Genomic DNA, 26,942 nt, shown 5'->3' on the forward strand with positions numbered 1-26,942 from the left:
TGACTCCCCTAATTGCTGAATAGAAAAATAAGTAAGGTGATATTATTTTCACCTTACTTATCTGCTGTTATTATACTTTAAATTTACTAGTCATCGCTTGTAGTTCTTCTGCCATCTCAGCTAAGTTTTGCGAAGCTGAACTAATTTCCTCCATGGAATTAACCTGTTCTTCTGTTGAAGCTGCAACACTTTGCATACTAGCTGTATTTTCTTCTGCAGCAGCTGCAATTTCATCAATAGCATTTGTCACTTCATTTGCATCTCCAGCAATTCTCTTCGTTGTTTCTACCATTTGATTAACTTGAGAAACAATATGTGTAGTAGAACTTAAAATTTCCGTAAAACTTACTTTCGTTTTTGTTACAACATCAAGGCCCTGTTGAACTTCTCCATTCACATTATCCATCGCCTTAACAGTATGTTCAATATCCGCCTTAATTTCTGCAATTAAATTTGCAATCTCTCCAGATGACTCTCCTGATTGCTCTGCTAATTTTCTAACCTCATCTGCTACAATAGCAAATCCTCGTCCCTGTTCACCTGCTCTTGCTGCTTCAATAGCCGCATTTAAAGCTAATAAGTTTGTTTGAGTTGCGATGTTTTGAATTGCTTCAGAAATAGCTCCTACTTGCTTTGATTTCTCATCAAGCAGTTTAATAATAGCATCTGACTCGGATACCGACCTAGAAATAGACTGCATTTGTTTTGCAGTTTGTTCAACTAAATCTTCTCCCTCTTCAGCTCTTTCTCGCGCATGTAATGAGGAAATAGAAATTGACTCTGCGCTTCCAGTTACATCTTGAATTGCTGTATTTACTTGTTGCAATGTAGCCGCACCTTCTTCAACACCTTGACTTTGTGATTCAGCCCCACCTGATACTTGTTCCATTGCAATTGTAATTTGATCTGTCGCATCATTTGCTTGCTGTACACTCGCTGTTAACTCTTCTGCCGATGCTGCAACATGTTCTGCTGAAAAGCTAATTTGGGTAATAACATCTTGTAAAGACGTAGACATTTCATTAAATGAATTCCCTAATTTCCCTATGTCATCCTTGGAATGGATTGTAATTTTCTCTGTTAAATCTCCCTTACTAATTTTATATGCCGATTCAGCTATTTTTCGTAATGGCCTTGTAATAGACTTTGTAATGAAATAAATTAATATACTACCAAATGCAATAGCGATAGCAATGACAATCAAAGTCTTATAAAACACTGGACTGGCAGCTTGGGTAATTTCTTCATCGAACATAACGCCAACTACTTTCCAGCCCGTTTTCTCATTTGTTGCAAAGATTAAATTCTTTTTATCATCTTGTTCTGTATAAGACACATTTCCTTGTTTATCTTCATAAATTGGTTTAATCCAAGGATCAGTAACTTTTGCACCTGGTTTTCTAGATGGATGACTAACAATTTGCTTATTTTGATCTAAAATAACTGTATAACCTTTTTCACCAATGTTAATCATTTTGGAAATTTTTAAGATGTTATCTAAGTTTAAATTAATTCCTATAACACCTTTACCATCTTTTACTTCTTTTGCAATTGTCACTACCATATTTTTTGTAGATGCTGACTGATATGGTGCAGTAACAATTACTTTTCCTTTATTTTCATGTGCTTCTTTATACCAAGATCTATCTGTTGGATTATACCCATCAGCCATCTGGATAAATGGTTCTCTTATAAACTTTCCCGTCTCTGTTCCAATATAAATACCTTCTACTTCTGGATGAAGCTTTATATATTGCGCTAACTTCGTTCTTACTATTTCTTCTTGTCCGTTTGGATATGTATCCTCTGTTAAGATGTCTGCAAAGTACGTCGCATCAACAAATTTCTCTTCTATATTTTGAGAAATAACAGTATTTAAAATCGAAATATTCTCCTTTGCTTTAGCTGTCATTTGATGTTCAAAATTTGTTTTGGCAGTTTGATATGAAACACCACCGATAATAATTCCTGGTATAGTTAAAATAATAAAAAATGAAATGATTAATTTTTTATTGATACTCATACATTTAACCCAGTTAAATATTTTTTGCATAATAAGCCTCCTTTATGTAATGTGGATACTTGTGTCATTTTATACAATTAACATATATAAAACAATATATAATGATAACATGTAATTTTTTCGTCAATTATGCATTTTTGCATATTCACTCCTTATACGTATTTTAATCATAAAAATAAGAGAACTTTAGCATTATATATGCTAAAGTTCTCTTATTTCTTAACAGCTTATACTCTATAAAACTTCTCTTATAATCCTCAAATCTTTATCCTTCGCCTTATAGTCATATTACTAAAACTCTTCGTCCTAATTTATTTGACGCTCTTTACATAACTAATTGCCTGACTTCCCATTTGCGCCCATGCCTGTTCAAAGGTTTCTCTCGGTACTTTTACATCTAAGCTACCCTCAAGTGGATCTCGAATATATACAGATTCCTGATCATACCCGATAAGTACAATACAATGTTCATTATACGTAATAGAAACATCTCCACTATTTGTTTCCCATGTAGTAAATTCATCTGCATCTAATGGTGCAAATGTTGCATTTGTGATCATGACTACAGGTTGCCCTGCTTTTATACTCTTATAAATTTCTTCTATATTCTTCCCTGTTAAGTCTACAGCTTTATTAGGTAAATATTTTTCCGCTAACTGAAAAAGTGGCCCATGATATACACCATATCCCGATTCAGAAAATGTATAAATATTACCTACAAATCCTTCATTTGGATTCCCGCGCACACCATCGTCTATAAAATCAACTTTTTTTATTTCATTTGCTAATGTCATCTTATCCACTGAAACACCAGCGTATTGTAACATCATCGCTAAACTCGTCACTTCACAGCCTCTATCCAATTCTGGTAACTGCTGAATTAAGGGAACATTTGATAAGATGACTTTTTCATCGTTATTACTAAACTCCGTTTCTTTTCCTCTTTGTATATTTGAGAATGTTAACTTCTCTACATACTTTGGAATTCCATTTGTATATACACTCCATATTGCTGCACCTAGTAAAGCTGTACATATATACCACTTCAATTTTCTTATCGCTTTCACACCCTTATTAATTCGTTAAATAAGAATAAAATGCGTCAGCATCCGTTCGTACCATCGGTACAAAATTTAGTTCTTTTCCTTTTTCAGGCTGATCTTTTTTTATCTTTTCCGCTAACTCTTGAATATTCATATTCATTTTATCCATATTAAGCTCATCTGCCATTTGTAGCACCTTTTGTTCATTAATTTCTCTTAATATTTGATATATATCTTTACCATACAAATCAATATGATGTTTTTTTGCTTCTTCTTGTACTTTTTGTTCGTACACTTCTTGTGCTAACTCTTCAATTTCTTTTCCTTTTTGAGAAATGTCTAGCTTTTCTGCTTCTTCTCTTACTTTCTTTCCGTAGATTTCTTCCGCGATGTCTTCGATTTCTTTTCCATCTGTCGAAATACCTAATTTATCTGCTTCATCTTTAATTTTAATCGTATTAATTTGAGTAATTAAATCTACAATTGATGTATTCTCTATAGATATACCTAGCTTTAACGCTTCTTGCTTTACTTTTGTTTCATAGATTTCTTCTGACAGCGTCCCAACATCTTTTCCTTCAATCGATATGCCTAACTGCTCTGCTTCCCTTCCTACTTCTGTTTCATGAATTTCTTTTTCTAGTGTAATTTGTTCTTTTCCTTCCGTTTCAATACCTAGTTTCTCTGCTTTTTCTTCTGTATGCACTGCATGTATCTTACCATTGTTCAATTGTTCTTTACTGCGCTGCGTGTAATCTGTCTTTCCTTTTTGTGTTTCAGAAGGAGAGGCACCCCCTAATATACTTAAACTCATTACTCCAATAGTGAATACCGTCATCATTTTCTTTTTCAAAATTAATTCCTCCCTCTTATACTTTCTTTCCCATCATTCCCCTAGTTTTTTTAATACTATACATACATCTCATCGCTGCTTGAGATAACATTATGATTGATAACCCCCACTCACATACACCTAGTCTCTTCTTCATGTAACGAACTTTCTTTATGCCATACATAATATAAATAGTTTCTTAACTTTACCTTAAAAAAAGACGACCCTGTAAAAACAAGGTCGTCTTCTTACTTATATTTTTTGGTTTTTAGGGAAAATCACTTCAAAACAAGTGCCATCTCCCCATTTGCTCTCTACTGATATTTTTCCGTAATGCTTTTCTACAATCCAATTTGCGATTGAAAGACCTAATCCAGCTCCTTCTGACGTACTTCTTGCTTTATCCCCTTGATAAAAACGATCAAATAATTTCGGAATATCTTCTTCTTTCACTCCTATCCCGTCATCTTTCACCTGTATGCGAATTGAACTACTCGTTTGCGTGCAATCAATTTGAATATGCCCACCTTCGTTTGTATACTTCATCGCATTATCTAACAGTATGACCATCATTTGATGAATCCGCTCTCTATCAGCCATAAAAGATACACCACGTTCTACTTTTAGCATCATTTCTTTTTCTTGATAAGAAGCAATCTCTTTATATGGAGCTACTATTTCTTCTAACAATTTATCAAGTTCAAATGTTTTCTTATCCATCTCAATTTGATTAGAATCAGAACGTGCTAGCAATAATAAATTACTAACGAGTTTCGATAACCGCCTACATTCTTTTGAAATTGTAGAAATATCCATCGCTTTTTCTTCTATCGTAGCGGATGGTGACTGGAATAAAACATCCGTTTTTGATTGAATAACTGCAAGTGGTGTCCTGAGTTCATGTGATGCATCAGAAACGAATTGTTGCTGTTTCTCCCATGAACTTTGAATAGGTACAAGTGCTCTACCAGCTAGGAAAAAGCCAATACCTATCGCACAGAGGCTTCCTATGCTACAACCTATAACGAGAATTAAAAATAAAGTATTTAACATTCCTTCTTCCGCTGTTATATCTCGCACGATTTGAACTATTTCTCCATCTTTTTGAAGCGAAAATGCTCTAAAATATCGTCCTTGTATTTCAATATCTTGTAACTCCTCTAATTTTTCGGGAGAAAAACTTTCCAAATTCTCTTCAAAAATAGAACGGAATTTACGGTTATCGCCCTCTATTTTCACTATTTTTCCATTCCAAGTTATTCTAGTTACTCGCGGATCTCCAATTTGGATATTCTCCATGCGTTTTCTTGGTGGTATTTTAACATCTAATTTTTCTCTATACTGAGCCATCATTTTTATAGATTGATCCACTTCATTATAAATACGCTTATATGTGTATGAATAAATAATACTACCTAATATACCTATTAATAGAATAAATACTAATGAGTTCACTATAGTCAAACGAATGCGTGTTTTTTGAAACATACTTCCTTTTTTCATTGTTCTTTTAATATATATCCAATACCTCGAACGGTTTGAATATCTTTCTGATAACCGAATGGTTCTAATTTTTTACGCAAATGATGCACATATACTTCTACAATCGCTACTGTAGTATCTGAATCAAATCCCCAAACACGATCAAAAATTTGTTCACGCATTAAAATCTTCCCGCTATTTTGAATGAGATACTCTAGTAGCTCATATTGTTTCAATGTCAACTTAATACTTTGTCCATCTACTTGAACGTCTTTATCTTTTCCGAACAATTCAATCCCTTTATAACGAATTGTTTGCTGCGTTGTTAAACTACCACTTCTGCGTAGTAAAGCACGAATTCTCGCTTTTAATTCAGGGGCCTGAAATGGCTTAACAATATAGTCATCTCCACCAAAGTCCAATCCCTTCACCCGATCTTCTAAAGAATCTCTCGCTGTCAAAAACAGGACTGGTGTTTCAATCTTTTCATCTCGTATTTTTTGAATCACTTCAAATCCGTCCATCCCTGGCATCATCACATCCAGCAAAATTGCATCATATATATTTTGAAGAGCTAAAAACAATCCATCTTCTCCATTTATTGCCGTATCTACTTCAAATTCATCACGTAAAATTTGTACGATAGACTCTAATAACGAAGCATTATCTTCTACTACAAGTAAACGCATGCTCTCACCTTCCATCAAATAGTTCAATTCTATTTATTATTACATTTCTTCTCTTTATAACAAAAGAATGTAGTTACATTACGTAATTTCATTTTTAACTATTTCCTTCTAAAATTTTGAAGTTTTATTATAAAAACTTTGTCTTAAATTTAGCTTAATAAAAAATTGAAAGAAATAAGATTCCTCTTATCTCTTTCAATTTTTTATTACATATACCTTTTTACTCGGCAACTCTAAACAATTTAGCTGACCGCCATACACAGCCCCGCCATCAATCCCAATAATACGATTACTACCAAAATACACTCCGCAATCCTCACTACCATGAAGCGTTTTTGTTTCCGTATGCCCAAATACAACAACCTTTTCACCGCTATATCCATTATGAAATTCATTACGGATCCACATTAATGTATATGGTTCAGATTCAGAAACTCGTTTCATCGGTTCAACCCCAGCATGTACAAATATATACTCTTCTGTTTCAATGTAATGATCTAATTCTTGAATAAACTTTATATGTTCCTCTAATACACGAGAGTGTAAAATCGGTTTTTGGAAGTCTTTCTCATTAACCGCAATATCTTCTTCTACAAATCCATAGCTATATAATGTCTTATCTCCACCATTTCTTTTTACCCAATGGTTCCATGAACGTTCCTCATTTGTCGTTAACGCCTTAATCATCATATCTTCATGATTTCCTTTTAAAATGAGTGCTCCCTCTTTTTTCAATTCTCTTACCTTTTCAATTACAGCACGCGCATTTGGACCACGATCTACATAATCTCCCAGTAAGATTAATTGATCCTGTTTCGCATCATATTGAGCTTCTTCCAATAACTGTTCGAACTTTTCTATCTCTCCATGAATATCACTAATAACAAGAATTCTTTTCATATTATCCCCCCTCTTTCTAATTATAGTTCAAAACGACAGAAAGTTCAGAATTGAAATCCCGCATTAACGGGCAGTAAGCCCCCCACTGATTACAGTTTCACTTTATTACAAACTAAACTATTATCCTTACAACAATGTAAGTCTCTTGTCATCCAATTCGATAGTTGTAATTACTGTATTTCCTTATACTGAGAGTAAGAAATGAAACAAAAAATAAGGAGAGATGAGAGATGAAAAAAGTAATGGAAGTTGTAGTAGCGGTAGTAGAGGTTTTCGTAAATGGTAAACAAGTCGCAATGGAGTTAAATAAATAATGAAAAGGACAACATTCACTCTAGACCCTTTACTCATATAAAAGAGATAAGACTTCATCATTTCTTTGATCCCTTATCTCCCTATAAAGAAAGCCGTATCCCTTTTAAGGATACGGCTTTCTCTTATTTTTGACTCGTACGAGCTGAAATGCTAATTGCTCTATCTGTTGCTTTGGCAGCTTCATCTAACGCTTCTTTACTATTCTTCCCGTCATACATCGCTTCTAATGCTTTTACAACTGCATCTCGTGATTCTGGGAATACACTAATTAAAGCCCCTTGTGTTGCTGGAGATTGCTTCGTCGCTTGCAATTGATCTACTGTTACTTTCAACTGTGGATATTTTTCATATTGCTCTTTTACTAATGGCTCATTATATGCATCTGGATTAATTGAGAAATAACCTGTTGCAGTATGCCATTTTGCTTGTACGTCTGGCTTCGTTAAATATTTCATAAAGTCCCAAGCACCTTGTTGCGTTTCTTCTGAAACCATATTCGTCATCCATAATGATGCTCCACCAATAACAACACCATTTTGTTTCGAATCCTCTGGATACGGAATATATGAAACACCTACATTAAACTTAGATGCATCGATTAAATCACGAACACCTGCTGAAGAATCTAAATACATAGCAACTTGTCCAGACTGGAACGCGGCACGAATATCATCCCAACTTGCTCCATACTTTCCAAGGGCGCCAGCTTTATTTAAATCATCTAACATTCCAAATACTTTCTGTCCTTCTTTACCGTTGAATACCGCCTTCTTTGCAGCATCTTTACGGCCGTTTTCGTTATCTACATATAAAGCACCTTGTGTCGCTAACAATTCTTCAAAGAACCAACCGTAGTTAAGCATGGAGAATCCATATTGTTTTACATTTCCGCCTTCTTTAATCGTTAACTTTTTCGCTGCTTCTTGTAATTCCGCATATGTTTTTGGAGCTTTCTCTGGATCTAAGCCCGCCTTTGCGAAAGCATCTTTATTATAAATTAATACTGGTGTAGATGAATTAAATGGCATAGAATACATTTTTCCATCAACTGAATAATAATTTGTAATTGCTTTTTCTAATTTTGACGTATCGTACTTATCTTTTTTTATCCAGCTATCAATTGGTGTGATTTTTTTACTATCAATCATATATTTCGTTGTAATTTCACTCGATTGAACAAGAGCTGGCGCTTCTTTCGTTGCAGACATCGTTCTAAATTTCGTTAAAGACTCTTCATATGTCCCTTGGAACTCTGCCTTTATCTCATATTTATTTTGCGACTTATTATAGTCTGCAACAAGACCATCTAATACTCCTTGTGTTTTTCCACCCATCGCATGCCAGAAGCGAATTACAGTTTTATCACCATTTTTTTCAACTGGTGCTACTTTTGCCTGTGCTTCAGGTTTTCCCTCTGTTTTACTATTTGAACAAGCTGCACTAGATAATGCCATTGTTGCTACCATTAATAGAGCAGCACCTTTTTTAACTAGACTCATTTAAATCCCACCTTCTCTTAGTTATTTAATTGCACCTTTTGTTAATCCTTGTTGTAATTGCTTTTGCCCTAAAAATAGTAAAATCAATGTTGGAATAACGATAACCGTAACACCGGCCATTACGCTTCCCCAATCAGTTGCAACTTCTTGAGACTGAAGCTGCTTTACACCGATTTGCACTGTTCTTACTTTTTCATCAGTGGTCACTAAAAGTGGCCATAAATACATATTCCATGTTGTTAAAAAGCTATATACTCCAAGCGTAATAAAACTCGTTTTACAATACGGTATTACAACGCTGAATAAAAATCTTATATTTCCAATCCCTTCAATAAAAGCAGCTTCTTTCAGTTCATTCGGGAGTGTCATAAAATGTTGGCGTAACAAGAAAATACCGAAAGCTGTTGCAAAAAACGGCACTGTCATCCCGGCGAAACTATTGATCCAGCCAAAGTTTTGAATCGTTAAAAAGTTAGGCACCATCGTTGCTTCCCACGGAATAAGCATCGTTGAAATAAACAGGAAGAAAATTAAGTTTCTCCCTTTAAACTGAAGAAAAACAAAAGCATAAGCTGCTAAACTTGATACGATAAGTTGTCCAATCATAACGACTGTCGATACAATTAAACTGTTATATAAGTATGTAAAAAGCGGTACTTTTTGAAAAATATTAATGAAATTATCAAAAGTAAACTGGGTCGGAAATAACCTTCTCATTTGAATATCGTCTGGTGTCATAAAGCTTATTAAAAAAGCATACAGTACAGGAAAAAATACCATCACTGCACTAATAATGAGTAGCATGTATAATAGGAAATTTTGTTTCCACTGTTTAACAATCATTTATAATGCACCTTTCTCTCAGCAAACTTAAATTGAAGTAATGTAGCAACGAAAATGAAAACAAATAATACCATCGCTTGTGCACTTGCTGTTCCAAATTGATGATTCACAAACGCCTCTTTGTAAATCGAGTACACAATTAAATTCGTTGCATCATTTGGTCCACCGTGCGTTAAAATATCAATTTGTCCAAAGCTTTGGAACGCACTAATTAATGTTACTGTTACAATAAAGAATAAAGTTGGTGATAGCATCGGTAATGTAACACGGCGAAGCTTATATAAATAACTAGCGCCATCTATAGATGCACTCTCATATAAAGACGTATCAATATTTTGTAAACCACCTAATATAACTAAAAATGCAAAACCTGTATTCACCCAAACTGTTGTAACTGATACAGAGAATAGTGCCCAGTCCGGACTCGTTAACCATGCGATTGCAGGAAGGTTCATAGAGGCTAATATATTATTAAATAATCCTACACTTGGATGAAATAAAAATAGCCAAATCACTGCACTAGCAGCTACTGATATTCCCATCGTCGAAGAAAACAGAACTCGGAATAACCCAATACCTCTTACCTTTCCATTTGCAATCAATGCAAGAAACAAAGCAAATATAATACTCGTAGGAACTGTATATAAAACAAATAATAAAGTTGATTTTATACTTTTGTAGAAGGCTGGATCAGAGAATAAATATTGATAATTTTCTAAGCCAACGAAAAGATTAGCTTCTCCATGTATATCGGTTAAATAAAAACTATAATAAATCGTCCTAAACAATGGATAGAACAGAAAAATCGAAAATAGCAAAATAGATGGCGCCAAAAACAATAATCCTATTCTTAAATCTTTCGTTCTCTCCCATAATTTTTTCTTTTTTGACACCTTTGTTTGAACTGGTAACTTACTTACTTCGATCATTATTTCGCCACCACTTTCAACTCTTCTTCAGCTACCACTTTTAAGCGTTCATTCGTGTTTTCGTTAAAGAAGCATAACTTTTCTTGCGAGAATAATAATTTTACTTTGTCACCTTTGTTCAGGAGTAACTGTCCTATAACTTTCGCACTCCAAGTTGTTCCATTTACCGCAAAGTTCAATATAGATTCATTCCCTAATACTTCTACAGATTGCAACGTCACTTCTTGTCCCTCCTCAGACAGTGCAATATGCTCAGGGCGCATGCCTATGCGAATTGTTCCTTCTGGTAATTGCTTTAACTGTCTAATAGATAATGGAATTTGCAATTGTCCTATATGTAATACACCTTTTTCTTTATTTACTTCCCCATCATTTATATTCATAGAAGGAGAACCTATAAAGCTTGCAACAAATTCGTTTGCTGGTTCGTTATATATGTTAAGTGGTGTTCCAACTTGCTGTATACTTCCTTTATTTAAAACCATGATACGATCACCCATAGTCATCGCTTCTATTTGATCGTGGGTAACGTAAATCATCGTAATTCCTAATCGCTGCTGAATTTCTCTAATTTCAATTCTCATTTGCGCACGTAATTTCGCATCCAAATTCGAAAGTGGTTCATCCATTAAACAGATTGGCGCTTGACTCACAATTGCCCTGGCAAGTGCAACACGCTGTCTTTGTCCGCCTGATAATTGGCCTGGTTTCATTTTCACATACTCTTTCAGTCCTACCATTTCAATAGCTTCCATTAATCGCTTTTGTCGCTCTTCTTTTTGTACTTTTCTTACCTTAAGTCCAAATAAAATATTTTCTTCTACAGATAAGTGTGGATATAATGCATAATTTTGAAATACCATTGATAGATTACGGTCTTTCGGCTCTAGATCATTTGCAACACGTTCATTAATAATTAAATCTCCTGAAGAAATCTCTTCTAAGCCAGCGATCATTCGTAATAATGTGCTTTTCCCGCATCCCGAAGGTCCAACTAAAACAAAAAATTCACCCTTCTTAATATGAACCGATACGCCTTTAACCGCTGTCTCTTCTGCATTTTTATATACCTTTGAAACATTTTTCAATTCAATCACAAGGTTGCACTCCTTTTTTCTTCTTGTATCCATACTTCATAATGACTTGTTGAAATCGCACTTGCTCCTGCACGAATTGCAATTTCCGCATCTTCTCGCGTTTGAATCAGCCCTCCTGCAATAATAGGAAACTCTATTTCCTCTACTAGCTGCTTAATAATAGAAGGCATAATCCCCGGCATAATCTCTACTGCATTTGGTTTAGTCGTTTTACAATTTTCAATTGATTTAGTAAGAGATAAAGTATCTACAATAAAAATACGTTGAATTGTTTTCAATCCAATTTTATTAGCATTTCGAATTGTTGAACCCTTTGTTGAAATAATACCTTGTGCCCCGATAACATCTTGAATATACAAAAGCGCTTCCTCTGTATTCGTATTTAAGCCTTGTATAAAATCACAATGAAGAAATACATCATGTCCATGTTTCTGCAATTCATATACACGCTCTGGTAATTCCAGCATTGAACCAGTCATAAGAAAAACTGTTTTCGGCAATTTTTTGTATGCTTTGTATCCTTTCCAATCCTTTATCATCGCAATATAAGGTTCTTTAAACATTTATTCCACCTAACTGTTCTATTTTTATCCAAACTAAAAACACCTACTTACATAGAACGCCTTTCTCCTTATTTGAACTCTAGGGAATAGAGCACACCTAAGAAAGTGGCACATTATATGTAAGTGGGTGTTCTCAAATGTTCTCTACCCTAGTTATTTTGTTACCTTTACTATATTACGCATTTATTAAGTCAGTTTTGATAGATTGTTAATTAGGTGTTAATCGAATGTTAATATTCACCATATCATTATTTACATTAATCTAGATATTAAAATATAAATAAATAGAACGAAACAATACTTAAAATTCAATCAATATGTAAATTCATTCCATAGTTAATGATTTTTAGTTTGCTTGCCACTGCTTGCAAACTAAAGTTATCCCAAGCAGTACTATAAAGTGGAATGCGCCTTTTCTCTTGTATTGATATGGCCTAGGCTGTAACAACATCAGTACCATATCCGTTCCCTTGAAACTCAGCTAAAGTTTCCACACTTGCCTCAGCAGCTACGGGCGTACTTCTGGCAATGCAACAAACAGAAACTACTTTTTCATTTTTTACAATTGCCAAATAAGGTTGCCTCCTTATTTACTCCATTTACCATCCATTCATAATCTATTTTTCATGTTCAAAATAAAAATCCCATTCAAATACACATTACTGAATCCATCATACTAACTGATTTCTTCATTCTGTCTATCTAAATGGGATTATTTTTCGTTTTTTACTCTACTGGTTGTTGTGGCTGTACTACTTCATTCGCTCCAGCTACCCTCAACATATTTACAATATCTTTAAAACCTCTTTTTTCAGCGTATTGCAGTGGTGTCAGATGTTCCTTGTTAGCCATGTTTACATCTGCACCGTGATCAATAAGTAATTGAATTACTTTCTTATGGTTTTCACTACCATTTCCTAATACAATTGCTTCTAATAACGCTGTTCCACCACGTTCATTTTTATAATTCACATCAATATCTGTATGCTCTAATAATTCTTTAACAACCTCTACATGGCCACGCTCAGATGCAGAAATAAGTGCTGTCCCACCTGACCTAGTCGTTTCTTTCGTATTAACTCCTGCATTAATTAATACTTTTACAATATCCGTATATCCTTCTCTACTTGCATAAAGAAGTGGATTACTTTTTTTCTCATCTTTAATTTCAATATTAGCACCTGCACCAATTAATGCTTTAACTGTCTCTACATGATTTTGGTACGTCGCTGCAAGGACAGGCGTTTCTCCGTTGTCACCTTCTACGTTTATATTCGCTCCATCCTGAATCAACTTCATAGCTGTCTCTGTGTCTCCAAGAGTAGCTGAAAGTAACAACTGTTTGTCCATTAAATTTATACTTTTCTCTTCTTTAGATTCTTCCTGTTCTTTATGCTTCTCTTTTTTCTTCTCATTTTTCACATGAACCGGTTTCGATTCTGGTTCTTCTTGCTTATCGCAAGCCACTACCGTCATTAAAAGTCCTAATAAAATACATAATAAAATTTTTTGTTTTCTCACAACTACAGCTCCTATGAAAGATAATGTTTTCTTAACCATTCCTCCATCACATACAATAACTCTTCTTGAGTACATTTATCCATAAGCCCTTTAGATTCCTTCTTTAATCGGATTATCTTAAGCTTATACTATGTTTCTCAACCTATTGAAATGATACGCCTGATGGCCCCATCATTAACATTATGAAGCAATTAGTTTAGCACGTTTTTACCGCATTTGTATACATTTCTAAAAAGTACATAAAGTGAAACTTTAATTAGTGGGGGTTTTGTTCATCCACCACTAATTATTAGCCCACACCAGTTGGGCTTTTACGGGCAGCCCGACTCCACCTAACTTCTTTGCTTTCACTAAATTTTGAGGTGGGGATCTTACCGCCCGTTAATGCGGGATAAATGATTGCTTTAGGTTACTATATTCCATTGTAACCGTTCTTCTAAAAATTTTACACCTTTTCTATATTTGCACCTGAGTAATAATAGAAAAAGACAACTATATAGTTGTCTTTTTCTATTATTAATGATGTCCACCATGATTTCCTGCCTTCGGTTTCCCCATCATCTCTTTATTCATTTCCCATTTATGCTCTGCTAGCTCTTTATACGAAAGAACTTTCCCCTTATAGTTAGATACAAAGCTCTCTGCATCTTTTTTATTTTTAAATGAGATGACATTATAAGCCATCGGTGTCGTTATTGTTTTATCATATACGTAAGTAGCGTCTTCTAACGAAATCCAATCTTTCGAATCATAATCTCGGACAAATTTCTCTTTCGTCTTTTCATCTGAGTTGATCTCCATCCATTTATACATACAACCGATATCATCAAACTTTAACGCTTTTCCATTTTCTAAAATAATTTCTGTTGCAAATTGATTATCTGTTACCCCAATTTGGCAAATATCACATTTATCATGTTTCTCATCAATGGCAACAGCTGCTGTTTCCTTTTTCCCACACCCGACTACCGTAAATACGAAACATAAACATATAGCAAGTACGACATATTTTACTTTCATCAATATTCCTCCCTAGAAACCGTATACTCCACGAAAAGAATACCAAAAGGTTGTGTGAGATTTGTGAAAAAACAATGTGCTTTTTGTAATATAGGAAACAAAAAAAGATGTGTAGTTATTTCTACACATCTCTCATCACTCGCAACCTGTAATTAACAAATCATCTTCTAATTTAACTAATAATGTATCCGCACTAATTTCCTGTCCAACTTCTACATTTACCAATCTTATATTTCCACTAATCCCGACTGCAATTTTTTTAAGCTCACCGTCATTTTTTCGGATCATCAGTAATTTTTCCCATTCATATACGTAAGAAGATTCATTAATAAAAATCTCCTCTACTTTTCCTTCATAAGAGCTATAAATCTCTTCAATTCTCGTTTTCATATAACATCTACTCCCTATTTCACACTTCACTATTTTCATCTTATTCTACCATTCTTACGAGAAGCAGCTTACTTTTTAAAAATTCAAATTAACTACCGTGAACAAAATGAACAAAATAAAAATTATGCTTCTAATGATGTTATTTTTCAAATTATTTACCTTTCAAATAGATGCTTTTATGATAAACAAAAAAACTTTTTTCTGAATTTTTATTTTATTTTGAAAGCGTAATCATTTTTGAGGGGGAGATTACATGTTAGCACTACTTGGATTTGCGATGGTATTTGTCTTTATGTTTTTAATTATGACGAAACGTATGTCAGCACTAGTAGCATTAATATTAATTCCAATTACTTTCGCATTAATTGGAGGATTTTATGCAAATATGGGGCCTATGATGTTAGAGGGAATTCAAAAACTAGCACCTACTGGGATTATGCTTATGTTCGCTATTTTATATTTTGGGATTATGATTGATAGCGGTTTATTCGATCCTGTCATTAGTAAGATTTTAAAATTTGTAAAAGGAGATCCTTTAAAAATCGTTGTCGGAACGGCTATATTGACTATTATCGTTTCTCTAGATGGTGATGGTACAACAACATACATGATTACAGTTTCCGCAATGTATCCACTATATAAGCGCCTTGGAATGAACCCCCTCATATTAGCTGGAGTTGTTATGTTAGGGGCAGGGGTAACAAATCTTACACCTTGGGGTGGACCGACAGCTCGTGTTATGAGCGCACTTGGACTTGAGGCTTCCGAATTATTTACACCTCTTATTCCAGGAATGATTGCTGGTGCAATTTGGGTTGTTTTCGTTGCCTACTATCTTGGAAAAAAAGAAAGAAAACGTTTAGGAATTATGGATGTACAATATTTAAAACAAATGCAAACAATGGATGAGCAAGCTGCAACTGTCGAAGCAGCAGTGCATAAACGCCCTAAACTTCTATGGATTAACTTTTTATTAACCGCCACATTACTTGTCTGTCTCATACTAGAAGTTATGCCGTTACCTGTTTTATTTACAGTCGCTTTTGCTATCGCTGTTATGATTAACTATCCAAACTTAGAGCAACAGAAAGAACGTATTGCTTCTCATGCTGGGAATGTATTAGCAGTTGTTTCTCTCGTATTTGCTGCCGGTATTTTCACTGGTATTTTATCTGGAACAAAAATGGTAGATGCCATGGCTAACAGTGTAGTAACTCTTATACCAGATGCACTTGGACCACAATTGCCAATTATTACAGCTCTTCTTAGTATGCCATTCACATTTTTCATGTCCAATGATGCATTTTACTTTGGGGTATTACCTATTTTAACTAAGGCTGCTGCTACTTACGGAATTAGTGCAGCTGAAATGGGACGTGCTTCCTTACTTGGGCAACCCGTTCACTTATTAAGTCCTCTTGTCGCTTCCACTTATTTATTGGTCGGAATGGCAAAAGTTGATTTCGGTGAACATCAACGCTTCACTTTATTATGGGCCGTTGGAACGACAATGGTTATGTTAATTACCGGAATTGTAATTGGGATTATTCCAATATAAGATGCAAAAAAAACAGTAGAAGGAATAAAATCCTCCACTGTTTTTTATTATGAAGAAACAAGAAAATAACGTCTCTCCGGTCTCCCAACACTTCCATATATTAGCTCTGCGTGGACTTTCTTCCCAGATATCAAATACTCTAAATAACGCCTTGCAGTTGATCGGCTTACGCCTACCATTGAACTTAGCACCTCTGCTGTAATCCCTTCTTCATTAACTGTTAACATATGCTTTTTTATTTTCGCTAAAGTTAAAGGATCTATCCCTTTCGGGGCATATTCTATTTGATCTCCCTTCACCCCTCTTTGAGACCATAAATATTCAATTTGCTCCGTAGATAATTGATTATTTTTCTTTAACTGTATAATCTTTTTTTGATAGCCTTCCAGACTTGCTTTAAATCGGTCAAACATTAGTGGCTTTACGATATAATCTGTTACTCCGCCCCGCAGGGCGTGCCTCACTACATCTGTTTCCGATGCCGCTGTAATCATAATAATATCTGTATCGTGCAAATGATGCCTAATATATGTGACAAGTTCCGTTCCTTGCATATCAGGTAAGTACACATCTAATAAAACAAGCTGTGGCTTCACAAGCTCTAGCCATTCTTTCGCTTGTTCTCCAGTCGTTGCCGTTCCAATTACTTTAAATCCCTCAATTTTCTCAGTAAAACGACGATGAATGTCAGCAATCCGAATATCATCTTCTACAATTAATACTTCAATCTCCTCACCCATTACTATTCGCCTCTCTCTTTCGGTAGTGCAATAATAAATAACGCACCACCTAAATCCCCTTTTTCAATTGCAATACTTCCATTTAAATCTTCTACTAACTCTTTCACTTTTGCTAATCCATATCCTCGCTCTCCTCCTTCTTTCGTCGAAAAGCCTTTATAGAATATGCTAGTAATTATTTCATCATGAATCCCTTGTCCTGAATCTTCCACTTCAATTAATATTTCTTCTCCAATATCAGTTACAAACATCCTTACTCTCTTATCATTCTCTTCATTTTTTTCAATTGCTTCAAATGCATTCGTAATTAAATTTCCTAAAATAGAAACGACATAATTACTCTCAATATGTGGACTTAATTTGTCTAAACCACTTTCTCTATCTAGCATAAAATCAATCTTCAACTCTCGTGCTCTATTATAAAATCCAATTAAAATTCCACCTAGCCATGGATTTTGAATCCGCTTCATAATAAATTGAACAAAATCTTGATATACCGCTGTTTCCTTATGAATAAGCTCTAAAGCATCTTCATATGATTCTAATTGGATAAGACCTGAAAGCGTATACAATAAATTGTTATATTCGTGCGCTTGCGCTCGTAATGCCTCTGTATATTGCTTCGTCTGAGATAATTCTGCTGTTAACTGATCCATTTCAGATTTCAAACGTAAGCTCGATACAACGCCAGTTACTTTATTCTTTACTTTAATAGGTAGACGGTTCGCAATAACAGCCTGTCCTTTTATATTTAATTGGCGATCAAACTGTTCTTCACCAGTTTGAAGTACATCTAGTATCGTTGAATTAGGAATTACATTTAAAATAAATTCCCCAATAATATTTTGTTGTTTATCTAGCGAAAGAATATCATAAGCTGCTTGATTGACTAAACTAATCATGCCATTTTTATCGATTACAATAATCCCTTCACGTACAGATTGAATCACTGTACTATGCTCTTCATATAAAGATGAAATTTCTTCTGGTTCCATACCGAACATCATTCTTTTTATACTTGCCGCTAAATATATAGAGCCGATTACTCCAATTAATAGCCCTATTATTGTAATCCAAAATACACGCTTTCCATACACCTCTACCGCTCCATGAATATCATCCATTGAAAATCCAACAGACACCACACCAATGATTTCATTTTCCTGATTACGGATTGGAACTTTTCCGCGTAATGAAGGGCCTAATGATCCAGTTGCTTTCGAAACATATGATTTTCCTTCTAATAAAACGCCTTTGTTATCTCCACCAATCATCGCTTCTCCTATTTTATCTCGCTCAGGATGTGCATATCGAATCCCCTCTTTATTTCCAACTACAATGAAGTCAGCCTCTGTATCCATTCGAATTCTTTCTGCAATCGGCTGAATAATAGAAGCTGGGTTTTCTTTTTGAAAAGCTTCCTTTATTTCAGGTATAGCAGCAACTGTTTTCGCAACATGCAAAGCCCTTTTGCCAATTTGCTCTTCTACCGTTTCAGATAATATGTAATAAAATAAATAACTCGTTAGCATAAGTACAACTAAAATAAGTGTACTAATAGTTAATGTAATTCTCGGTTGGAGTTTTAATTTTTTTAATTTCAAAACCATTCCCCTAACATGATTAAAGATAGAATTTAAAGAATATACAGTCTCTTTAATTATACTTAATCATAACACGGTTACTCTATATTTCTTTCTTTTTCTCTTCATAAAAAAAGAAACGAAGTAAAATTACTACCTCGTTTCTTAACATTCGTTATTACACTTTAAACTTACTAATCATCTCTTGTAATTCTTCTGCCATTTGTGATAAATGGACTGCTGCTGCATTTATTTCATCTACTGAAGCTAATTGTTCCTCAGAGGAACCAGCAATATTTTGAACGCTTGCTGCATTTTCTTCAATTGTAGCTGCAATTTCATTAATAGATGCACTTACTTGTTTTGCATCTACCGTCATTTGTTTTGCTACATCTACCATGTTATCAATTTGTACAACTGTATCATCCGTAGATTTCAATATTTCAGCAAAGCTTTGCTTCGTTTCATTTGCAACTACAAGTCCTGATTGTACTTCTGCTCCAACTTGATTCATAGAGCTTACTGTTTCTTTTATATCAAATTGAATCTCTTTCACTAGTTTCCCAATTTCCGTAGAAGACTGTCCTGATTGTTCTGCTAGCTTTCGCACTTCATCTGCTACAATTGCAAATCCTCTTCCTTGCTCTCCAGCTCTCGCAGCCTCAATTGCCGCATTTAACGCTAATAAATTTGTCTGTTCTGCAATATGTTGAATCACTTCAAGGATTGCTCCAATTTGTTTCGACTTATCGTCTAACAAACCAATGATTTTGTCTGACTGTGAAACAGACTCATGAATTAATTGCATTTGATTCACAGTTTGTTCAACTAACTTCCCACCATTTTCAGCTTTTTTCTTCGTATACATAGAGGCTGTAGATACTAATGAAGAACTATCTGCAACACGCTGAATTCCTTCTGTAACTTCTTCTAACAATGTTGCTCCTTCTTCAACTTCTTTCGTTTGTATTTCTGCACCACTTGATACTTGCTCTATCGCCTGTGTAATTTGTTCCGTCGCTTCGCTTGTCTGCTTCATACTAGCTGTTAATTCTTCTGAAGATGCCGCTACATGACTTGCTGAAGTGTTTATATTGGAAATGACACTTTGTAACGATGCAGCCATCTCGTTAAAACTTTCTCCTAGCTGTCCAATTTCATCTTTAGAATGAACTGTAATTGATTCTGTTAAATCACCTTCACTAATCTTCTTCGATGATATGACAAGTTGTTTTAACGGTTTAATAATAGACGCAATTATGAAGTAAATTACAATCCCACCGATTATTAGTGAAATTCCAAGAACAGTTACTGTTTTATAGAAAATAGGTTCAGCCGCTTCGATAATTTCTTTGGAAGGCATAATTCCTGCTATTTTCCACCCAGTTTTCTTATTCGTTTTAAAAGTGATATTGCGATCTTCACCATCTAATGAATAATGAAAATCCCCAGCTTCCTGTTTATACAATTCTTTACTAAGTTTCTCTTCTAATTTCTCTCCTGGCTTCATTTTCGGGTGCGCTACTACATTTTTATCTTGATCAAATATCGCTACATATCCTTCCTTACCGATATTAACCATCTTGGAAGTAGTAACAATATCATTAATGATTAAGTCAATCCCAAGAACTCCACTTTTATCCTCGTTTTGCTTTGCTAGTGTAATAACAATATTCCCTGTCGTTTTTGACTTATATGGAGCAGTTACAATTACTTCTCCGCTTTTCTTCACGGCCTCTTTATACCAATCTCTTTCTGTAGGATTATATCCATCTGGCATCTGAATAGCTGGTGATTGAATGAACTGTCCATTACTAGATCCTGTATAGATTGCTTCCATTTCTGGATGCAGTTTATTGTATTCTTCTAGTTTATTTTGTATGTTTTGAATTTGATCTGCTTGGTAACTTGATTGTGTGAATAATTTCGTAAAATAAGTTGCATCTACTTTTTTACTATCCAATTCTTTATTAATTACATTATCCAAAATTTTTATATTATCTTTCGCCGAGTTTAAAATCGTTTCATTAAAATTCGTCTTCGCCTGTTGATAAGACGTCCAACCAATTACAATACTTGGAAGAACTAAAATAATAATAAATGATACAAGTAACTTTGTTTTTAAACTACTACTCCTTAGTTTCCCTTGAAACATACTTCTACCCCTCCATACCGTTTTAAATGTAATTAATTAACATTTAATCTTTCTATAAAAATAATACGATTTAAATGTATCGATGAGACTCTCTATCTTTTTCTACATCATAAAGAATTGATACATATCTTTTTCATTCTATATAAATTAAATAATTAAAACAATGTATAAAAATGTATATTATTCGAAATATTATAATTCACAGAAGAACCTCTAGTATTTCACTTACTAGAGGTTCTTTCCACCTTATTATTCTTTATCTTTTTCTACTTCTTTTTTCTCATCTTCTACTACAGATACAACAGGTTTATCACTTGATAATTGTTGCACTGCTCCTTTTCCTGCAAATCCTTCTAATAGCTCTTTTAAGTCAATTCCAGAAGAAGCCTTTAACGTTTCTTGCATCGTTGCCATTAAATCAGTGGCATAGCCCGCAACTTTTCCGGCCCCGCTATTTTTACCACCGCCGCCTGTATCGACAACTGTGATTTTATCAATATTACTAAGCGGACTTGCAACTTCCTTCGCATAACTTGGAAGCATTTTAAGAACCATATCCATAATTGCCGCTTGACCATATAATTCAAATGCTTCAGCAATTTTTTGTTTCGCTTCTGCTTCTGCTAAACCTTTTAATCTAATAACATCTGCTTCTGCTGTACCTTGCGCTTTTTGTACTTCCGCTTTCGCTTGACCTTGCGCTTTTTCGATTTCCGCCTTCGCTAAACCTTCCACACGTACTTCTTCCGCACGAGCTCTCGCTTCAGCTTCAATCTTATATTGATCCGCATCTGCCTTTTTAATTTGTTTTACTTTTTCTGCTTCTGCTGATTGCTCAACAGCATAGCGATCTGCATCTGCTTTTTTCTTAACTTCTGCATCGTATTGCTTTTCACGACGCGCAATCTCTTTTTCTTCTAACTCGATTTGCTTTTCACGCTCAATGATTTTAACGCGCATTTGCTCTTCTGTAACACCTTGTTGTGCTTTCGCTTGTTGTAATTCGTAAGAAAGATCCGCATCTGCACGTGCTTGCTCTTGTTCTCTCTTATAGGACTGTACTTTTAATTCTTTATGTTTTTCAGCTTCAGCGATTTGTGCATCACGTTGATATTCTGCTTCTTTTGCCTCTTTTTCAGCACGTGCTTTTTCAATACGTGCTTCTTTTTCACGCTCTGCATTTGCAATTGTTGCATCACGCTTAACTGTCGCAATTTGCGGCTGACCAAGCGCATCTAAGTATCCGTTTTTATCCATTATTTCTTTAATTGTGAAAGAAACAATGCGAAGTCCCATCTTCTTTAAATCTGTAGAAGCTACTTCATGTACCTTTTGAGCAAATTGCTCTCTATTACTATACGCATCCTCTACTGTCATAGAAGATAAGATTGCACGTAAGTGACCTTCTAAAACCTCTTTTGCTTCTACTTTTAACTCTTCTGTTTCTTTTCCTAAATATTGCTCAGCTGCAGTAGATACTTCTTCAATTGTAGAACCTACTTTAATAATAGAAACACCATTTACTGTAACTGGAACACCTTGCTTCGTATACGTATCACGTGTACCAACTTCTAATTTGTAGTTTAATAGGCTTAAAGGCTCTGCTCTTTGCATAATTGGAACTACGAAAGTACCGCCCCCGCGGATAATCTTAATCTTCTTTCCATCATCAGTGGTAACAACATTCTTTCCTCCACCAAGCCAGTTCCCTGTAACAATTAACGCTTCATCTGGACCAACCGTACGATACTTCGTAATGAATACTAAAATGAGTAGAATTAAAATTGCCAGTAAAACTCCACCGATAATTAATGGAATCGTCATGTAAATTCCCCCTTATAATTTTGGTTTTTTTAAAGAATAAGCGATGTTTTGTACAAGTAAAACACCATCTTGGACTCCCTCGATAATAACCTCTGTTCCTTGCGAAATATCTTTTTTTCCAACAGTTTTAGCTGGGATTGCATTACTTCCAAATTGGGATAAAATTAATACTTCACCAAATCCTTCTGTAGGAATTGTCGTAATGACTTCTCCTTTGCAACCAATAAATTCATCCATACGTTGCATCGTATTTTGTTCTGCTTCTGCAATCGGTTTTAAAATTAGTATTTTCATGATGAAAACACCGATAAAAGATATAGCAAATGCAGCCCCGAAAATAGTAATACTATTAAAGGAAAATAAGTACTCTCCTATATAACTAAGCCCACATAACATGGCGAAGAAACTAAGTAATAAAGTAACAACGGATACAGATCCGCCCCCAAAACTAAATATCGATTCAAATATATCTCCAAAGAAGATATAAATAACAGTGAGTATAGTAGCAATAATAAATCCATATAAATAAATTGTTTCAAGTGGATAACCAAACAAGACCATTTCTTATCCCCCTTTCTTAAACAATCCCTTTTTTGTTATGTGTATGCCCCACCTCTTTCAAAGATTATAGTTCTTAATTTTCAGTTATTTGCTCTTTAAAGAAAAGCCTGTAAAACAGGCCCCTAAAAAAGAACAGGAGAAACCTATTGTGACAGGCTCCTCCTAGAAAATAACCGATATATTATATATCTATATAATATACTATTTTCCACAAAAAGTAAAGTTAAACATACATTGGAAAAGCGCTTATTTTCCCCCGATTGGTGTGGGCTAATAATCATTGGGGGATGAATGATTAAAGTTTCACTTTACTGATAATGAGTACGTTCCATCGCCATTATCATATTTATATACATACAAGTAATACTTGCCTGGTTTTGCATTAAATTTCGCTTCTATATGATTCCCATTGGCTTGACCGTAAGCTGCATAATTTTGCATATCTGATTCATGGTGAAGTACCCATGTCATCCCAATTCCATACTCATTTAAAACAGAAATGTCGATATCTTTCGCTGATGCTACATTAAATGTATAAACATCAGTGTGGTCCCCGCCAATAAGATTACCTTTTATCGTACTATTTAGCCCGATACGATTTGCTTCCTCTGGACGATTATTTGGTTCTGATTCTGTTAAACTTCCATCTTTAATCGTAACAGTTGTTTCGCTTCTACTCTCTTTGCCTTTATCATCTTTTACTCTTAACGATACTTTATAAGAACCTTCTCTTTCATATACATGTACTGGATTCACTTCTACACTTGTGCTTCCATCTCCAAATTCCCATAAATAAGAAACAATTTTTCCATCTTCATCGTTTGAGCCATCACTTTTAAATTGAATTCCCTCTTTTACAAGACCGCTATAAGGGCCATTTATATTAACCGTTGGAGCTTTATTTTCTCCATCATCTTTTGCGATTCCATGGAAGACTACATCATATTCAAATTCATTTGAGCTATTCACACGATAATTGACGAAGTATGCTGTAACAGTTTTGTAGCCACTCCATTCTTTTTGCGCCAATTGTTCTAAAGATTCATTTACTCTTTTACTCATTGCTTTCCAATCTTCTGATTCACCTTTTGTGACACTACCTGTATACGTACCTTCTAATGTAAATGTATTAAAGAATTGAGAATTATGTTTTGTCATTTTTGTATCTTTCATAGGCAACGTATCACTAATTTCTTTTTTCACTTCAGTTAACGATTTCGGTGCATGTTCAGCTAAATAATCATCTGCTACTTCCGGTACATTATATTTATCTTGATTATCAATTAACTGCTGCATATACTCTTGATACTCTTTATTTAACTTAGGATCTTTACTTAGATTTTCACGATATGCATCATAATTTTTCACGTCATTCGCACGAATCAAATCTTGAATTTTATCAAATGTTTCAAACTGATGCGTATATAAGTAAGACTGCAATGCGAACGAGTAATTATAGAAATCCCAAGAACCGTATTTAGCAAATAGTGTACGCTCTGCTGTATAACGGCTTGCAGGATCAGATGATAATCCGCTAATTATACTCTTTCTTGGTACAACGTTATTCGTACGAGTAGATCCTGCGAAAAACTCTGCATTTCCTTCTTGGAACCAAGTTAGCCTTTCATTTTGATACATATCTCCTCTTCCAAATAAACCAGGAACTTCATATCTCCCTTGCAGATAATGAGTAAATTCATGACGGAATAACTCTTCTAAACTATAAATACTTTGCTCTGGTGTACGCTCATATGTAAAGAATGTACCTGTCTCTTCAATATAAATTCCACCGTTGTTTGTTTCATATCCATACAATTGTCTATTTAACTGATATTCATCTGGACTATTATAAATTACGATCGTTAATACATCATCCGCATTTCCTGGCTCTAACGCTTTGTCATTTCCAATTACACGGTGATACTGTGCCTTTACTTCCTTCGCAGCCCAATATAGTCTCTTAATTTTTTCTTCTGATACTTTATCTCCTGTTTTGAACACAATTGATCCATCGTCGAATGTATACGTTTTTGGTAGGTATTGCTCTTTTCCTTCTTTACGTATTTTCTCTAAATCTACTGTATTCCCGCTATAATCTTTACCATTATAATTTGTTGTAATTTGTTCTACCGCAACAAAATACGGTTCACTTAAGCGCGGGTACATATGCATTGCTTGTGTAACAACCTCTAATCCTTTATTTGGATTGCTATGAAACTTCCCTAAACGGCTAGCAAAATAAATGCCATTATTAACGAGCCATTTATTTTCTGGCGTTACTTCATTTAGAAGAGCAATACGATTTATTTCATTAATAAACCCATCTACTTTTCCATACCACATCGTTTCATTCGCTTCTTTACGAGCCTCAGTTAAGTACGACTGCATATCATAGTCAATACCTTGCATAATATCGTATATTGCTTGTCCCTTCATTCGATCATTTACATAAGTAGTATAATTATCATTGTATTGCTTTAAAATATTCGATGCATATTGAACCGTTTCAACATCGCTTGAAGCATTACTAATTAATTTACCGTACGCAGATACGACTGTATCTTGTTCAACTGTACCAAGCTTAAAGTTTGGATTTTTTGCGATTGCTTTTAAAGCAGGTAAACATTTATCCTGGAAGCTTCTTTCATTTAAGTCGCTTAATTCACTATTATAAAATGCAAGATAAAAAGCTGAACGCAGCACTTCAGTAAACGTTTGAATTCCTTTTGAATCATCTTTCGTAAATGTACTACCTCTATGAGCTAATTCATCTATAATGACTTGCATTTTTCCTTTATCTTTATAAAAAGCCTTTGCATCTTCATTAAACTGGAATAAGTCTGTAATTTGGTGCCATTTAATACTGCCTAACGTTTCAACTAATTCTTGGTCATTCATTTTGTTTAAATCAGCCATTGAATAGCTTTCTTTAACCTGCTTTACTGCAGTTTTCTTCTTAATAGATGCTGGTCGCTGTGAAAAATCTCCTACTTTTAAACGTTCTTGAAATGATAAAGTTTCATCAACTTTTGAAATATGTCCAACTTCATCTACCGACTTTTCAATTCCAACCGGTTTCGTTTTTAACACGTTATACGGTACTTTTTCTTCCGCTGCTGCATGAGTTTGAAGTGCGCCTAACGATAAAGCCATTGTACTAATGCTAAGCATCACTTTATTGATCTTTGATTTCTTGTTCATATCCTTGCCCCCTATTTTAATATTCCATTCAAGAATTTAACATAAAATCTGGATGTAACAATATAAAATGCAATATTTCATATTATTTCTTCCTATAATTTGTACATATCGTGAACGCATTGCTCTTTACCTCCCTAAAACAAATTGCATCCTTTCACATTATAAAAAGGGAAT

The 26,942-nt window shown here is 34.5% G+C and carries 21 protein-coding genes and 3 pseudogenes; 1 reads left to right on the forward strand and 23 read right to left on the reverse strand.

Annotated features, from left to right (window positions below; all coding sequences use genetic code 11):
* Window positions 1-70: 70 nt before the first annotated feature.
* The 16 genes and pseudogenes from DN404_RS31400 to DN404_RS05700 form a co-directional block, all read right to left on the reverse strand.
* A complete protein-coding gene (locus DN404_RS31400; protein WP_433846465.1) occupies window positions 71-1,018 on the reverse strand; it encodes a methyl-accepting chemotaxis protein in 948 nt (315 codons plus the stop codon).
* Window positions 1,010-2,053 (reverse strand): annotated as a pseudogene (locus DN404_RS31405) (HAMP domain-containing protein); the annotation flags it as partial. The pseudogene DN404_RS31405 and the gene DN404_RS31400, both read right to left, overlap by 9 nt.
* Before the next feature lie 281 nt (window positions 2,054-2,334).
* Window positions 2,335-3,090, reverse strand: a complete 756-nt coding sequence (locus tag DN404_RS05635; RefSeq protein ID WP_002023225.1) for a C39 family peptidase — start codon at window positions 3,088-3,090, stop codon at window positions 2,335-2,337.
* Between the two features lie 7 nt (window positions 3,091-3,097).
* The gene (locus DN404_RS05640; protein ID WP_149214810.1) at window positions 3,098-3,919 is read right to left on the reverse strand and encodes a transporter; all 822 of its coding nucleotides are present in this window, start codon (window positions 3,917-3,919) and stop codon (window positions 3,098-3,100) included.
* Between the two features lie 231 nt (window positions 3,920-4,150).
* Window positions 4,151-5,401 carry a sensor histidine kinase gene (locus DN404_RS05645; RefSeq protein WP_000715832.1) on the reverse strand — a complete coding sequence of 417 codons (1,251 nt, stop codon included), beginning with the start codon at window positions 5,399-5,401 and terminating at the stop codon, window positions 4,151-4,153.
* The gene (locus DN404_RS05650; RefSeq protein WP_001238623.1) at window positions 5,398-6,069 is read right to left on the reverse strand and encodes a response regulator transcription factor; all 672 of its coding nucleotides are present in this window, start codon (window positions 6,067-6,069) and stop codon (window positions 5,398-5,400) included. Before DN404_RS05650 ends, DN404_RS05645 begins: the two co-directional genes overlap by 4 nt.
* A 195-nt stretch (window positions 6,070-6,264) precedes the next feature.
* The gene (locus DN404_RS05655) at window positions 6,265-6,969 is read right to left on the reverse strand and encodes a metallophosphoesterase family protein (protein WP_000821975.1); all 705 of its coding nucleotides are present in this window, start codon (window positions 6,967-6,969) and stop codon (window positions 6,265-6,267) included.
* A 437-nt stretch (window positions 6,970-7,406) separates the two neighbouring features.
* Window positions 7,407-8,783 carry an ABC transporter substrate-binding protein gene (locus DN404_RS05660; RefSeq protein WP_000060602.1) on the reverse strand — a complete coding sequence of 459 codons (1,377 nt, stop codon included), beginning with the start codon at window positions 8,781-8,783 and terminating at the stop codon, window positions 7,407-7,409.
* A gap of 21 nt (window positions 8,784-8,804) precedes the next feature.
* The gene (locus DN404_RS05665; RefSeq protein WP_000635946.1) at window positions 8,805-9,626 is read right to left on the reverse strand and encodes a carbohydrate ABC transporter permease; all 822 of its coding nucleotides are present in this window, start codon (window positions 9,624-9,626) and stop codon (window positions 8,805-8,807) included.
* A complete protein-coding gene (locus tag DN404_RS05670; RefSeq protein ID WP_000573797.1) occupies window positions 9,623-10,555 on the reverse strand; it encodes a carbohydrate ABC transporter permease in 933 nt (310 codons plus the stop codon). Before DN404_RS05670 ends, DN404_RS05665 begins: the two co-directional genes overlap by 4 nt.
* Window positions 10,555-11,652: an ABC transporter ATP-binding protein gene (locus tag DN404_RS05675; RefSeq protein WP_000571390.1), complete on the reverse strand. Its 1,098-nt coding sequence runs from the start codon at window positions 11,650-11,652 to the stop codon at window positions 10,555-10,557. The genes DN404_RS05670 and DN404_RS05675 overlap by 1 nt, the downstream gene beginning before the upstream one ends.
* Complete coding sequence (locus DN404_RS05680) at window positions 11,649-12,215, reverse strand: glycerol-3-phosphate responsive antiterminator (RefSeq protein WP_000472003.1); 567 nt, start codon at window positions 12,213-12,215, stop codon at window positions 11,649-11,651. Before DN404_RS05680 ends, DN404_RS05675 begins: the two co-directional genes overlap by 4 nt.
* Before the next feature lie 308 nt (window positions 12,216-12,523).
* Window positions 12,524-12,799: pseudogene (locus tag DN404_RS05685) on the reverse strand (GNAT family N-acetyltransferase); the annotation flags it as partial.
* A 142-nt stretch (window positions 12,800-12,941) separates the two neighbouring features.
* Window positions 12,942-13,811 carry an ankyrin repeat domain-containing protein gene (locus DN404_RS05690; protein ID WP_000287336.1) on the reverse strand — a complete coding sequence of 290 codons (870 nt, stop codon included), beginning with the start codon at window positions 13,809-13,811 and terminating at the stop codon, window positions 12,942-12,944.
* A 441-nt stretch (window positions 13,812-14,252) separates the two neighbouring features.
* The gene (locus DN404_RS05695) at window positions 14,253-14,756 is read right to left on the reverse strand and encodes a nitrous oxide reductase accessory protein NosL (RefSeq protein WP_000865665.1); all 504 of its coding nucleotides are present in this window, start codon (window positions 14,754-14,756) and stop codon (window positions 14,253-14,255) included.
* A gap of 135 nt (window positions 14,757-14,891) precedes the next feature.
* A complete protein-coding gene (locus DN404_RS05700; protein ID WP_000857376.1) occupies window positions 14,892-15,146 on the reverse strand; it encodes a hypothetical protein in 255 nt (84 codons plus the stop codon).
* A gap of 253 nt (window positions 15,147-15,399) precedes the next feature.
* Here DN404_RS05700 and DN404_RS05705 point away from each other — a divergent pair, with 253 nt between their 5' ends.
* Complete coding sequence (locus tag DN404_RS05705) at window positions 15,400-16,704, forward strand: CitMHS family transporter (protein WP_086384845.1); 1,305 nt, start codon at window positions 15,400-15,402, stop codon at window positions 16,702-16,704.
* Window positions 16,705-16,751: 47 nt separating this feature from the next.
* Here DN404_RS05705 and DN404_RS05710 read toward each other — a convergent pair whose 3' ends face one another.
* The 7 genes and pseudogenes from DN404_RS05710 to colA all read right to left on the reverse strand — a co-directional run bounded on the left by DN404_RS05710 (window position 16,752) and on the right by colA (window position 26,768).
* Entirely contained in the window at window positions 16,752-17,444 is a 693-nt protein-coding gene (locus DN404_RS05710; protein WP_000503461.1) for a response regulator, read from the reverse strand.
* A 2-nt stretch (window positions 17,445-17,446) separates the two neighbouring features.
* The gene (locus DN404_RS05715; protein ID WP_002060713.1) at window positions 17,447-19,054 is read right to left on the reverse strand and encodes an ATP-binding protein; all 1,608 of its coding nucleotides are present in this window, start codon (window positions 19,052-19,054) and stop codon (window positions 17,447-17,449) included.
* A 151-nt stretch (window positions 19,055-19,205) separates the two neighbouring features.
* Entirely contained in the window at window positions 19,206-20,153 is a 948-nt protein-coding gene (locus DN404_RS31260) for a methyl-accepting chemotaxis protein (protein WP_370512796.1), read from the reverse strand.
* Window positions 20,148-21,182: pseudogene (locus DN404_RS31265) on the reverse strand (HAMP domain-containing protein); the annotation flags it as partial. The gene DN404_RS31260 and the pseudogene DN404_RS31265, both read right to left, overlap by 6 nt.
* A 249-nt stretch (window positions 21,183-21,431) precedes the next feature.
* Complete coding sequence (locus DN404_RS05725) at window positions 21,432-23,006, reverse strand: flotillin family protein (protein ID WP_000155019.1); 1,575 nt, start codon at window positions 23,004-23,006, stop codon at window positions 21,432-21,434.
* Window positions 23,007-23,018: 12 nt separating this feature from the next.
* On the reverse strand, window positions 23,019-23,567 hold the full coding sequence (locus DN404_RS05730; RefSeq protein WP_000242444.1) for an NfeD family protein: 549 nt from the start codon (window positions 23,565-23,567) through the stop codon (window positions 23,019-23,021).
* Between the two features lie 303 nt (window positions 23,568-23,870).
* Window positions 23,871-26,768, reverse strand: a complete 2,898-nt coding sequence (gene colA, locus DN404_RS05735; protein WP_001036404.1) for a collagenase ColA — start codon at window positions 26,766-26,768, stop codon at window positions 23,871-23,873.
* Window positions 26,769-26,942: the final 174 nt, after the last annotated feature.

Source organism: Bacillus sp. TE8-1, from assembly GCF_008368855.1.
Lineage (GTDB): Bacteria > Bacillota > Bacilli > Bacillales > Bacillaceae_G > Bacillus_A > Bacillus_A cereus.